We start from the raw sequence: 13,238 nt of genomic DNA, 5'->3' as shown, positions 1-13,238 counted from the left end.
AACCAAGAGGGAACCAGGCACTATGATCACCAGAGCGTTCGTTATCGGATTCGCGTTTGCGGCGTCGACCGGCATCGCCGCTGCCCAGGACGTCGCTGCCGGCGCCGTGTCGTTCCGCAAGTGCACGCCCTGCCACAACATCGGCGAAGGCGCGACCAACAAGGTCGGCCCGGTGCTCAACGGCCTCGAGGGCCGCCACAGTGGCTCGATTCCCGGCTTCAACTATTCCGAGGCGAACAAGAAGTCCGGCCTCACCTGGGACAAGGCGACGTTCAAGTCCTACATCGCCGATCCGCGCGCCAAGATCCCGGGCACCAAGATGGTGTTCGCCGGCATCAAGAACGAGAAGGAGCAGGAGGACCTGTGGGCCTTCCTCACCCAGTACGGGCCGGACGGCAAGAAGAAGTAATCGCCCAACCGGGTTTCATCGGATCCACAGCGCGCCGCCGGCCCCCGGGCCGCGGCGCGTTTTCTTTGAAGACGCCGCCGTCTCCCGATGCGCGGGCCGGACACCCCATCCCCGCCACATCCGCAGGTGACGCCGCACCCCCAACGAGTTTAACCTTACTTCTTCTCTGTAATTCGAAGAAACACTTCTTGATGGAACCCGTCAATCTTGCCATTTTCTGTGCACATTCTCCCCGTTTAAGAGCGACCTCCACGCAACGAGAAGGGGACTATACAGCGCATGGCAAGGCTGATCTTCGTACGACGTTTCGCAATCCTCATCGCTCTATTCACTCTCGCGACCATTTCGACTCGGGCCGAGGCTTTCACCCAGTCCGGCATTGCTTCGGTCTACTCGGGCGGCCGGACCGCCAATGGCGAGCGGGCCCATGCCGGCGGACTGACCGCCGCGCACAAGCATCTTCCTTTCGGCACCATGGTGCGCGTCACGCACCGCAAGACCGGCCGCTCCGTGGTGGTCCGCATCAACGACCGCGGCCCCTTCGTGCGCGGCCGGGTGATCGACCTGACGCCCGCGGCGGCGCGTTCGATCGGCCTGGGCTACGGCCTGGCGCCGGTGTCGCTCGCGGTGCTCGGCCGCAACTGATCGTCCAGCGCACGATCCGGGTTCGAAAGGGCGCCGCGCCGCGGCGCCCTTTTTCATGCCCGTCCCGGCCGCACGACCACCTGTCGCACCACCGACACGGCGGAAGGCGATCACGATGGCACGGCGGTTGCTCCCACGTGTCGTGGAGACCGCCGCGACGGCGTGGCGCAAAAGGGAACGGGGCGGGCGTGGACACGCGATCGGGGGACCGGAACGAGTTCCGTCGACTGTCGTGCGATGCCGCGACGGCGTCGACGCGCCGCACACGGCCGGCGTCGCGGCGACCCGACGAGACCTTTGCGCGGTCGCCCGATAGTGTGCGACAAAGGACCTCGGATGCGAGCCCTGACGACACCTGTGTGCATCGCATCCATTGCGACTGCGCGATAGGGAGCCGACACGATGCGTCGTCCGTCGAAAGATCCGTGGCCGCAGGCTTCCGCCGGTTTCCGGGGCGCCACCCTCGCCCGCACCGGTCGCACGATGCCGGATCGAAGCTCGCCCCGCGCCGATCGCCTGTTCGCCACCCGGCCGGCCCGGGGGCCGTCGCGCCCCGCGTGACGGGCCGTCCGCGGCCCGGATTCGTTCACCACTGAAAGCACACCCCCCTCGCGGAGCTGCAATGATCGAGGTCGCGCGCTATCTCTCCGTCAGTCGCATCGCCTACTTCTCGATGGAGGTCGGGATCCGGCAGGAGATGCACACCTATTCGGGCGGCCTCGGGCTGCTGGCCGGCGACGCCGCGCGCTCGGCGGCCGATCTCGACCTGCCGATGGTGTTCGTGACGCTGGCCTCGCGCGAGGGCTCGATCAAGCAGGAGATCGACGCCGACGGCAACCAGATCGACGGCCCCGACCCGTGGAACCCGGAGGAGTGGGCGACCCCGATCGGCGCCATGGTGGCGGTGCAGCTCGAGGGGCGCCAGGTGTGGATCCGCCCCTGGCTCTACGACCTGAAGTCGCCGCGCGGCTTCCAGATCCCGGTGCTGCTGCTCGACACCAACGTCCCCGAGAACGATCCGCGCGACCGCAACATCACCAACCGGCTGTATTTCGGCGACGAGCGCGACCGCATCAAGCAGGAGGCCGTGCTCGGGGTCGGCGGTGTGCGGGTGCTGCGCGCGCTCGGCTTCACCATCGACACCTATCATCTCAACGAGGGGCACGCGGCCTTCCTGTCGCTGGCGCTGCTCGACCAGCACCGCATCAACCGCATCCCCGGCATCCCGGAGCCGTTCAGCTACGACGTCCACGCGGTGCGCGAGAAGTGCGTGTTCACCACCCACACGCCCGTGGAGGCCGGCCACGACCGTTTCTCCTACGAGGACGTGCGCGCCATCGTCGGCGACCTGATCGAGTTCGACCAGCTCAAGCTGCTGGCCGGCCCCGATCACCTGAACATGTCGCTCCTCGCCCTCAACCTGTCGCGCTACGCCAACGGCGTCGCGCGGCGGCACGCCGAGACGGCGCAGAAGATGTTCCCGGCCTACAAGATCCGGACCGTCACCAACGGCGCGCACGTGCCGATGTGGATGCATCCGGCGGTCGCCGACCTGTTCAAGACCATCGCGCCGCACTGGGCCTACGAGCTGGAGGATCTGCTCAAGGCCGACCAGGTGCCGCCGGACGCGCTGTGGAGCGCCCACCAGCAGGCGAAGCGCGAGCTCATCGACTACGTGAAGGCCACGACCGGAGTCGAGATGGACCCGGACGTCCCGCTGATCGGCTTCGCCCGCCGCATGACCGGCTACAAGCGGCCCGACCTCCTGTTCCACGATGTGGAACGGCTCAAGGCGATCGCCGGCAGGCGGCCGTTCCAGGTGGTGATGGCCGGCAAGGCGCATCCGCGCGACTTCGAAGGCAAGGCGCGCATCCGGGCGATTCACCAGCATATGAGATCGATCAAAGACGTGCCGATGGCGTTTCTGCCAAACTACAGCATCGCCATCGCTTCGAAGCTCGTCTCCGGCACCGACGTCTGGCTCAACAATCCGGTGCCGCCGCTCGAGGCCTCGGGGACGAGCGGCATGAAAGCGGCGTTCAACGGCGTCCTGAACTTCAGCGTGCTGGACGGATGGTGGCTCGAGGGCTGGGAAGAAGGCGTCACCGGCTGGGCGATCGGCAGCGACGGCAGCGACTCGTCGCCCGAGGCGCACGCCGCCGCCATGTACGACAAGCTCGAGTCGACCGTCCTGCCGCTCTATCACGACGATCGGGCCCGCTGGATCTGGATGATGCAGCAGACCATCGCGAAGATCGGTGCGGTGTTCAACAGCGCCCGCATGATGCGGCGCTACTCCACGGAGGCTTACCTTCGCTCCTAGGCCGAGCCGCCGCGCGCGGCGCCGCGACGCGGGACCTGCGGGACGTGTCGCGCCCGCGCGGGCGGTTCGATCGGGACATTTCGTCGATGCGTTTCTCAACCCGAACGAGGCAATTCCGTGCCGATTGATCACCCCACGCCGGGGCCGCTCGCGCGTAGTGCGATGGCCTATGTCCTGGCCGGCGGCCGCGGCAGCCGGCTGCACGAGCTGTGCGACAACCGCGCCAAGCCGGCGGTCTATTTCGGCGGCAAGTCCCGGATCATCGACTTCACGCTGTCGAACGCGCTCAACTCGGGCATCCGCCGCATCGCGGTGGCGACCCAGTACAAGGCGCACAGCCTGATCCGCCACATGCAGCGCGGCTGGAACTTCTTCCGGCCCGAGCGGAACGAGAGCTTCGACATCCTGCCCGCCAGCCAGCGCATCGCCGGCGCGAGCTGGTACGCCGGCACGGCCGACGCAGTCTACCAGAACCTCGACATCATCGAGAGCTACAATCCCGAGTTCATCGTCCTGCTCGCCGGCGACCACGTCTACAAGATGGACTACGAGCCGATGCTCCAGCAGCACGTGGAGCAGAAGGCCGACATCACCATCGCCACCATCGAGGTGCCGCTCAAGCAGGCGGTCCATTTCGGCGTCGTCCATGTCGACGAGAACGACGTGGTGGTCGACTTCGTCGAGAAGCCGCCGAAGCCGCCCCACATGCCCGGCGACCCGACCCAGGCGCTGGCCAGCATGGGCATCTACGTCTTCAACACCAAGTTCCTCATCGACCAGGTCCGCCGCGACGCCCAGGATCCGCATTCGACGCACGACTTCGGCAAGGACATCGTCCCGTACCTGGTCAAGTACGGGAAGGCGGTGGCGCATCCGTTCTCGCGCTCCTGCGTACGCTCGCGCGAGGAGGCGGCCGTCTACTGGCGCGACGTCGGCACCATCGGGGCCTACTGGGAGGCGAACATCGACCTCACCGCCGTGGTGCCGCAGCTCGACCTGTTCGACCACAACTGGCCGATCTGGACCTATGCCGAGATCACCCCGCCCGCCAAGTTCGTGCACGACGAGCAGGGCCGGCGCGGCACCGCCATCTCGTCGCTGGTCGCCGGGGGCTGCATCGTCTCCGGCGCCTCGATCCGCCGCTCGCTGGTCGGCACCGGCGCCCGCGTCCACTCCTACGCCTTCATCGAGAACTCGGTGATCCTGCCGGCCGTCGACGTCGGCCGCGGCGCCCGGCTGCGCAACGTCGTGATCGACAAGGGCACCCAGATTCCGCCCAAGCTCGTGGTCGGCGAGGACCCCGAACTCGACGCCGACAGGTTCCGCCGCACCGAGGACGGCATCTGTCTGATCACCCAGCACATGATCGATCGGTTGTGACCGCTGCACCGCCGATCCTCGTCCTCTCCGTCGTCTCCGAGCTTTTCCCCTTCGTGAAGACCGGAGGCCTCGCCGACGTCGCGGGCGCGCTGCCGGGGGCGCTGGCACCCGAGAACGTGCGCACCGTCACGCTCGTGCCCGGCTATCCGGCCGTGCTGGCGGCGCTGCGCGAGCCGAGCCCGGTGCTCGAGGTGGCGGACCTGTTCGGCGGCCCGGCCCGGCTGGTCCACGGTCGCGCCCGCGCCGTCGAGCTGATCGCCATCGACGCGCCGCATCTCTACGACCGGCCGGGCAATCCCTACATGGCGGCCGACGGGCGCGACTGGCCCGACAACGCCGTCCGGTTCGGAGCGCTCGGCCTGATGGCGGCGCGGCTCGCCAGCGGCGAGGTGCCGGCGCTGCGGCCCGACATCCTGCACGCCCACGACTGGCAGGCGGGCCTCGCCGCCGCCTATCTGCGCTACCGCTTCGAGCGCCGCCCGCGCACCGTGATGACGGTGCACAACCTCGCCTTCCAGGGCCTGTTCCCGGCCTCGCTGCTCGCCAGCCTGGCGCTGCCGCCGCAGGCCTTCTCGATCAACGGTGTCGAGTTCCACGGCGAGATCGGCTTCCTCAAGGCGGGGCTGGCGCTGTCCGACTGGATCACCACGGTGTCGCCGACCTACGCGGCCGAGATCCGCACCCGCGAGTACGGCATGGGCCTCGATGGCCTGCTGCGCGGCCGCACCGAGCGGCTCTCCGGCATCCTCAACGGCATCGACGACGCGGTGTGGAACCCGAGCCGCGACCCGCTGATCGCCGCCAATTTCGACGCCCGGCGCATCGCCCCGCGCATTGCCAACAAGGCGGTGCTGAAGAAGCGCATGAACCTCGCCGCCGACGACGCGCTCCTGTTCGGCGTGGTCAGCCGGCTGACCTGGCAGAAGGGCCTCGACATGCTGGTCGAGGTGTTGCCGACCCTGCTCGCCACCGGCTCCCAGCTGGTCGTGCTCGGCTCCGGCGAGCGCAACCTGCAGCAGGCCTTCCTCGACGCCGCCCGCATCCATCCGGGCCGCGTCGCCTGTGTGATCGGCTACGACGAGGAGCTCGCCCACCTGATCCAGGCCGGCGCCGACGCGCTGCTGATGCCGTCGCGCTACGAGCCCTGCGGCCTCGCCCAAATGTGCGCGCTGCGCTACGGCACCCTGCCGGTGGTCAGCCATGTCGGCGGCCTCGCCGACACGGTGATCGACTGCAACGACATGGCGATCGCCGAGGGCGTCGGCACCGGCATCCAGTTCACCCCCACCATCGGCATGCTGGAGGCGGCGGTGCTGCGCACCACGGCGATGTGGCGGAACGGCAAGACCTGGCGCCGCGTCCAGCGCAACGCCATGCGGGCCGACGTCTCCTGGCGCCGCTCGGCCCGCCGCTACGCCCAGCTCTACCGCGATCTGATGGCCGAGCGGCGGCGATGACGGCGCCGGGCGGCGCCTCCGGCCGGGCGCCGCGGGCCGGGCCCTGCCCGGAACGCATGGCCGCCGCGCCATCGCGGAGTCGCGGACGAAACTTCATCCTCGTGAAACCCTGATCGGGTATAAGGCGGCCCTGATAGAAACGGCTGCCTGCAAAGACCACGTTCAAGCCCGGACGCGCGCCTAGGTCGGCCATTCGGCCGCTGCGTGCAGGCCGAGCATTCGGGACGTGACGTGATGCACGACTTCGGATTTTCGCTGCTGACCCTGGTCGCGGCCAACCCCCTCCCCACCGCTGCCGTGGTCGGATCGTCCCTGCTGACGGTCCTGGCCTTCGTCTTCCCGTCCTTCGGCGTCGACTGAGCCGGGCGGCGGCAGACCAGACTCCTGTCCGGATTCGCGAGCTTGCCGCTGGAGTCCCGGCGCGCGATCGCATGGACTCCGATAACTGTCAGCCGGGCGGCGCATTTGGACGAGGTGCCGAAATGTTGCATCCCTGCCCGGGCAGGTCGTTCGATTGTTGATCGCTCTTTTGTTCTTTGCTCGACCGCCAGGACGACAGACGGGAGATCTGGTCAACGCACAACCCTGACGGTATCGTGATCGCGGGATCCGGGGGATGTCCTGAGTCTTGAGCACCGATCAGACATTCAGCGACGCCTGCACAAGGTACGAGGTACGTCGCGAGGAGGCACGCGCCGCGACATCCGACGAACTTCATCGGGCGATAACGGAGAGGCTGATCCCTGTTCAGCTAATTGGCGTTGAATTGACAGGCATCACAGACGCTTGTTTGGACTTAAGCAGAACCTGGACGTTGCCGTGGGGGCGAATAGTCGGCCAGTTCCGGCCGTATGTACGTCGTTTCGAGCTAGCGCTGTGGTGCAACGGAATCTTGCTTGGTCTCGCAATCGGCCGAGCTTCACGCGGCAACGACAATGTGACCATTCACTATCTGGAAAGAAACCGTAGCGAGGATGACTTCCGCGGGTGGCTCTTGCCGATCGCCATCGACGCCGACGACAACTTCGCGAAATTGACCGATCGTCAGTGGCTTAAGGTGAAGAACCCGGTGGCTCCGCTGGTGCCTAGATATGAGGCCATCGGATTCGAACTTGCAATGCCGATTCGCGGGAGCACATACTACAGACGGAGAGTGGCATGACCGCGTGTCCGGCTTGGGTGAGTGAGCAGTTCGACAGTGCACGCGAGACCGAGGTCTCTCGGGCGCGAGAGGTCCTGCGCGATCGACCCGGCGTTCTGAGGTCGCTGAGCCGGGAATCGCTGGCGACAGCCACCGCGTGCGACACACCGGGAACTGTCGAAATAGGCAGAGCTTAGCGTCTTTCTGCCCGACCGGTCGCCCCGCAGCCCATCTCACGCCGCTGGTCTGCGACCCGTATGCCATTCAATCCATCGTTTCCGATACTGTGAGAGTACGGGCATCGGGCCTGCAGGCCGGGAATTTCTCGCCGTCTTATTCGAGACTGCATTGCCACCGGATGACCCGGGTTATCCCCCAAGTTCTATCGTCCGGTCGATACCGGCGCTGAGGCGCATGCGGCAGCGCCGGCGCTGTTGTTCCCTTATCGTTCTTGCCGCAGCCACGGCCGCCTGCTACCCTGGCGCGCAATCCTGGCGTGGGGCGAGGCATGGTCCAGCGGGTGACGACCGTGGCGTTCGAGGGCATCGAGGCGCGGGCCGTCGACGTCCAGGTGCAGGTCGCGCCCGGGCTGCCCGCGTTCAATGTCGTGGGTCTGCCGGACAAGGCCGTGTCCGAAGCGCGCGAACGCGTGCGGGCCGCGCTGGTCGCCTCGGGTCTCGCCCTGCCGGCGCGGCGCATCACCGTCAATCTCGCCCCGGCCGACCTCCCCAAGGAGGGCAGCCACTACGACCTCCCGATCGCGCTCGGCCTGATGGGCGCCATCGGGGCGATCCCGCCCGACGCGCTCGACGGCTGCACGGTGCTGGGCGAGCTCGGGCTCGACGGCTCGATCGCGGCGGTCGCCGGCGCGCTGCCGGCCGCCATCGCGGCCAACGCCCGCGGCGACGCGCTGATCTGCCCGGCGGCCTGCGGCCCGGAGGCCGCCTGGGCGAGCCCCGACATGGCGATCGTCGCGGCCGGCTCGCTGATCCAGCTGGCAAATCACTTCAAGGGCACGCAGGTGCTGTCGCGGCCGCAGCCGCGCATCCGCGAGCCGGCGGGCGGCCTGCCCGACCTCGCCGACATCAAGGGCCAGGAGAGCGCCAAGCGGGCCCTGGAGATCGCCGCCGCCGGCGGCCACAACCTCTTGATGATCGGCCCGCCCGGCGCCGGCAAGTCGATGCTCGCCGCACGGCTGCCGTCGATCCTGCCGCCGCTGTCGCCGGCCGAGCTCTTGGAGATCTCGATGATCGCCTCGGTGGCGGGCGAGATCGAGGACGGGGCGCTGACCAGCCGGCGCCCGTTCCGCAGCCCGCACCACTCCGCCTCGATGCCGGCCCTGGTCGGCGGCGGGCTGAAGGCCAGGCCCGGCGAGATCTCGCTGGCCCACAACGGCGTGCTGTTCCTCGACGAGCTGCCCGAGTTCGAGCCGCGGGTGCTGGAATCGCTGCGCCAGCCGCTGGAGACCGGCGAGGTGGCGATCGCCCGGGCCAATCACCGGGTCACCTATCCGGCCCGTTTCATGCTCGTCGCCGCCATGAACCCGTGCCGCTGCGGCCGCGCGAGCGAGCCCGGCTTCGCCTGCCGGCGCGGTCCGATCGAGCGCTGCACGGCCGAGTACCAGGGGCGCCTCTCGGGACCGCTGCTCGACCGCATCGACCTGCATGTCGACATCCCGGCGGTGAGCGCCGCCGACCTGGTGCTGCCACCGGCCGCCGAGGGCAGCGCCGCCGTCGCGGCCCGGGTGGCGCGCGCCCGCGACCTGCAGGCGCGCCGCTACGAGGACCTCGGCTTCCCGCATGTGCGCACCAACGCGCAGGCGCAGGGCGGCCTGCTGGAGGACGTCGCCGCCCCGGACAAGGCCGGCCTCGCCCTGATCCGCGAGGCCGCCGACGCCATGCGGCTCTCCGCCCGCGGCTATCATCGCGTCCTGCGGGTCGCCCGCACGCTCGCCGACCTCGCCGGCAGCGAGCGGGTCGGCCGGGTCCACGTCGCCGAGGCGCTCGCCTACCGGACCCGCCTCGACGAGGTCCGCCGCGCCGCGTGACGGCGTTCCGCCGGTTTGGCGATCTGGACTTCGGCCGGGGGATCGGACCATCATCGCCGGGGCGCGTGCGCGATTCGGCCTTCGGCCGGACGGTCCGGCGCGCCCGGGCCGGCCCTCCGTCGGTGTGCGTCCCGCCTGGTCGTCTTCAGCCCGCGTATTCAGCCTGCGTTTCAGCCTGCGTCTCGGGCCGCGCTCTGGGCCGCGTCTTGGGTCCGCGTGCCCGGACTCCGCCGGAACGAGTGGCATTCCGGCGGCCGTCGCTTCGGCTCGCGTCACGTTGCGTGCGTCGGAAGGCGTGCGTCCGGCCTGCGCCACCCCGCTTGCGCCGCCCCGGGTCTGCCTCCCTCGTTCCAGTCGCGTTCGGCCCGCATGGGCTAGTTCAGCCTCCACCCGTCCGGGCTGCACCATCGGGAGGGTCTGCCCGTCCCGGTTTAATCGAATGTTTCCGCTTCTCGGCCATCATGGCCGGACATGACGCGATCGCGCGGGGATGCAGGATGCTGGACCGGAGCGAAGACCACACGCCGAACGCCACCCGGGATGTGGAGCAGCCCGCCGCCGCCGCACCGCCCACGCTCCTGGTCATCGACGACGACACCGTCCACCGGATGATCATCGGCCGGGTGGCGCACCGGGCCGGCTACGAGGTCGCCGAGGCCGCCTCCTACGAGGAGGCCGTCGCGCTGCTCGAGCGCCACGCCTACACGCTGATCAGCCTCGACCTCACGCTGGGCCGGCACGGCGGCGCCGAGGTGCTGCACGTGATCGCCGCCATGGACCTCAAGACGCCGATCGTCATCGTGTCGAGCTCGACCGAGACGATCCGCCGCGAGACCGCGGCGATGGCGAACCTGCTCAGCCTCAATGTCTGCCGCACCCTGCCCAAGCCGGTCGATCTCGCCCAGCTCCGGGCCATCCTGATCGACGTGCGCCAGCGCAACGCCATCGGCCTCACGCCGGCCGGCTGGTCGGCGTGAGCCGGACCGCCGACCAGGTCCTCGATCCGAGCGGCCGCGTGGCCGCGCCGCCCGCCGACGCCCTCCCGAAGCGGATCAAGCGCCCCTATGCCGGCCTGATCGCCGGCGCCGTGTTCATGATCGCGACCATCGTCGGCATGAACGCCCTGGTGCTCGCCAATCTGCGCGAGCGCGCGCTCGACGCGGCCGAGCAGTCGCTCGCCCAGCGCAGCGCCATCCTGGCCGAGCAGGCCGAGCGCGCCATCCAGTCGGTCGACCTCACCCTGAGCGCGCTGCTCGAGCACGTCCCCGAGGCCGTGACGGTCGACGCCGACGCGTTCGCCGACCGGCTGTCCGGCCTGCGGACCCACATGATGCTGCGCGACAAGACGACGGGCCTGCCGCAGCTCGACGCGCTCTCGCTGATCGACAGCACCGGCCGCCTGGTGAACTTCTCGCGCTTCTGGCCGGCGCCTGCCGTGTCGATCGCCGACCGCGACCACTTCGTGCGGCTGCGCGAGGAACGACCGGCTTCATCGGTCGTCAGCCCGCCCCTGCAGAGCCGCGCCACCGGCCACTGGCTGGTCGGCCTGCACCGCCGCCTCGACACCATCGACGGCAGCTTCATGGGAATCATGTCGGCGGCGCTGTCGCTCGACTATTTCGAGGCGCTCTACCGGTCGGTCGCGCTGTCCGACGCCGACTCCTTCGCCCTGATGCGCAAGGACGGCGTGCTGCTGCTCCGGCACCCCTCGGTGCCGGCGGTCGGCCGCACCTTCGCGCTGCGCCAGGACGGCGAGCGCGCCTACACGGAGCGGGGAACGAGCCCGCTCGACGGCGACGAGCGGGTGTGGGCCGTACGGCCGCTCAAGACCTATCCGCTCGTCATGGTGTCGAGCACCACGGTGGAGCATGCCCTGACCGGCTGGCGGGCGATCGCCCAGCTCTCCGTCTTCCTGTCGATCACCGGCGGCGTCATCGTCGTCGTCGCGGCGCTCTGCGTGGCGATGTGGTGGAACGAGCAGAACAAGGCCGTCGAGGCCCGCACCGCCCACATGGAGGCGGAGAACGCCCGCGCCCGCGCCGAGGCCGAACTGCTGCGCGAGCGCGAGCAGGCCGCCGAGGCGGCGAACCGGGCGAAGTCCGAGTTCCTGGCGACCATGAGCCACGAGATCCGCACGCCCATGAACGCGCTGATCGGCCTCGCCTCGACCCTGCTGGAGAGCGACCTCGATCCCGAGCAGCGGATCTGCGTCGCGGCGATGCACGACGCGGGCGACAACCTGCTGCGCATCCTCAACGACATTCTCGACTTCTCGAAGCTCGAGGCGGGCCGGCTCGAGTTCGAGGAGCTCCCGTTCTCGCCCGCCACCCTGGTCGACAACGTGGTCAGCATCGTCGGCCGGCGTGCCGCCGACCGCGGGCTCGCGGTCAAGGTCGCGATCGCGCCCGACATGCCGGCCGCCCTGATCGGCGATGCCGGCCGTCTCCGCCAGGTGCTGCTGAACCTCCTGTCGAACGCCGTGAAGTTCACCCGCGCCGGCGAGATCCGCGTCGCCGTCCGCTGCGTCGGGCGCGACGACGGCCGAGCCGAGATCGAGTGGCTGGTCGGCGACACCGGGATCGGCATTCCGGCCGACCACATTCCCCGCCTGTTCGCCAAGTTCACCCAGGCCGACCCGTCGATCAACCGCCGCTTCGGCGGCACCGGCCTCGGCCTCGCCATCTGCAAGCGCATCGTCGACCAGATGGGCGGCACCATCGCGGTCGAGTCGGCCGAAGGGGTCGGCACCACGTTCCGGGTCCGCATCCCGCTCGCCTGGACCGACACGTGCGCCGGCGGGCCGCCCGCCGACGACGGCGTCGTCGCGAGCCTGCACGCCCGGCTCGCCGCCCTCGGCCGTCCGCTGCGGCTGCTGATCGCCGAGGACAACCCGACCAACCAGCTCGTCGCGGTGAAGATGCTCAAGGAGTTCGGCATCGTGCCGCGGCTCGTCGGCGACGGCGGCGAGGCCGTGGCGGCGACCGCCGAGACCCCCTTCGACGTCGTGCTGATGGACGTGCGGATGCCCGAGATCGACGGGCTCGAGGCGACCCGCCTCATCCGGGCGCGCGGCGGCCCGCACGACGACGTGCCGATCGTCGCCATCACGGCCAACGCCTATGCGGAGGACATCAAGACCTGCCGCGCCGCCGGCATGACCGGCTTCGTCGCCAAGCCGCTGCGCAAGCAGGCGCTGATCGAGGCCGTGCTGAACGTCCTGCCGGCCGCCGACGCGACCGCGGCCGGCGCGGTGCCGGGCACCGGCGCCGCGAGCGGCGCGCCGCCGGCCGGGGCCGATCGACGCGGCCCCGCCGCCGACACGTCGGTCGACCACGCCCTGGTGGCGCTGCTCGCCGAGGAGATCGGCGCCGACGGCGCGAGCCTCGCCATCGGCGTGTTCCTGCGCGAGTCGGAGGCCCGGCTCGCCCGGCTCGGCGGCCTCTGTCCGGCGCTCGACCGCGACACGATCGCGACCGAGGCTCACACCCTCAAGGGCGCCGCCGCGACCATCGGGGCCGTCGCCCTGTCCGAGCTCGCGGCAGAGCTCGAAGCCGCCGCCCCGGTGGTGACGCCGGCCGACTACCGTGTGCTGCTGGCCCGGATCGACACCGCGCTCGCCCACGCCCGCGGCCGACTGGCGGGGCTCGCCGCCGCCGCCTGAGCGCCGCACCAGCCTCGGCCGGCGCCCCTTCAGAGTCCGTCAACCATCCCGCAACCCTTCCGGCCGGCCGCCGCGAACCGCCCCGGCGGAGCCGCACTCTCCTGGCAGGCAAAGAGACTGGCAAGGTTCGGGTGCTATCTCCGATGACGAGAGCCGCTGATCTCCCCGCGACGCC

General features: G+C 69.8%; 10 protein-coding genes. All 10 read left to right on the top strand.

Annotation, left to right across the window (positions count from 1 at the left end; translation table 11 throughout):
• The first annotated feature begins 22 nt into the window (after positions 1-22).
• Positions 23-409 (top strand): c-type cytochrome, encoded by a 387-nt coding sequence (locus tag J2S22_RS18270; RefSeq protein ID WP_272775004.1) that lies wholly within the window; start codon positions 23-25, stop codon positions 407-409.
• Between the two features lie 279 nt (positions 410-688).
• Complete coding sequence (locus J2S22_RS18265) at positions 689-1,054, top strand: septal ring lytic transglycosylase RlpA family protein (protein ID WP_272775005.1); 366 nt, start codon at positions 689-691, stop codon at positions 1,052-1,054.
• Positions 1,055-1,676: 622 nt separating this feature from the next.
• Entirely contained in the window at positions 1,677-3,377 is a 1,701-nt protein-coding gene (glgP, locus tag J2S22_RS18260) for an alpha-glucan family phosphorylase (RefSeq protein ID WP_272775006.1), read from the top strand.
• 123 nt (positions 3,378-3,500) lie between these two features.
• Positions 3,501-4,757 carry a glucose-1-phosphate adenylyltransferase gene (glgC, locus tag J2S22_RS18255; protein WP_272775251.1) on the top strand — a complete coding sequence of 419 codons (1,257 nt, stop codon included), beginning with the start codon at positions 3,501-3,503 and terminating at the stop codon, positions 4,755-4,757.
• Positions 4,754-6,214 carry a glycogen synthase GlgA gene (gene glgA / locus J2S22_RS18250; RefSeq protein WP_272775007.1) on the top strand — a complete coding sequence of 487 codons (1,461 nt, stop codon included), beginning with the start codon at positions 4,754-4,756 and terminating at the stop codon, positions 6,212-6,214. The genes glgC and glgA overlap by 4 nt, the downstream gene beginning before the upstream one ends.
• A 234-nt stretch (positions 6,215-6,448) precedes the next feature.
• Positions 6,449-6,574: a hypothetical protein gene (locus tag J2S22_RS18245; protein ID WP_272775008.1), complete on the top strand. Its 126-nt coding sequence runs from the start codon at positions 6,449-6,451 to the stop codon at positions 6,572-6,574.
• A gap of 268 nt (positions 6,575-6,842) precedes the next feature.
• Complete coding sequence (locus J2S22_RS18240) at positions 6,843-7,376, top strand: hypothetical protein (RefSeq protein ID WP_272775009.1); 534 nt, start codon at positions 6,843-6,845, stop codon at positions 7,374-7,376.
• Between the two features lie 487 nt (positions 7,377-7,863).
• Positions 7,864-9,402, top strand: coding sequence for a YifB family Mg chelatase-like AAA ATPase (locus J2S22_RS18235; RefSeq protein ID WP_272775010.1), 1,539 nt, complete (start codon positions 7,864-7,866; stop codon positions 9,400-9,402).
• Between the two features lie 497 nt (positions 9,403-9,899).
• A complete protein-coding gene (locus J2S22_RS18230) occupies positions 9,900-10,379 on the top strand; it encodes a response regulator (RefSeq protein WP_272775011.1) in 480 nt (159 codons plus the stop codon).
• Positions 10,376-13,063: a hybrid sensor histidine kinase/response regulator gene (locus J2S22_RS18225; RefSeq protein ID WP_272775012.1), complete on the top strand. Its 2,688-nt coding sequence runs from the start codon at positions 10,376-10,378 to the stop codon at positions 13,061-13,063. The genes J2S22_RS18230 and J2S22_RS18225 overlap by 4 nt, the downstream gene beginning before the upstream one ends.
• The last annotated feature ends 175 nt before the right edge of the window (positions 13,064-13,238 follow it).

This window comes from Rhodoplanes tepidamans, assembly GCF_030813915.1.
GTDB lineage: Bacteria > Pseudomonadota > Alphaproteobacteria > Rhizobiales > Xanthobacteraceae > Rhodoplanes > Rhodoplanes tepidamans.
This window is presented reverse-complemented; position numbering and strand designations above follow the sequence as displayed.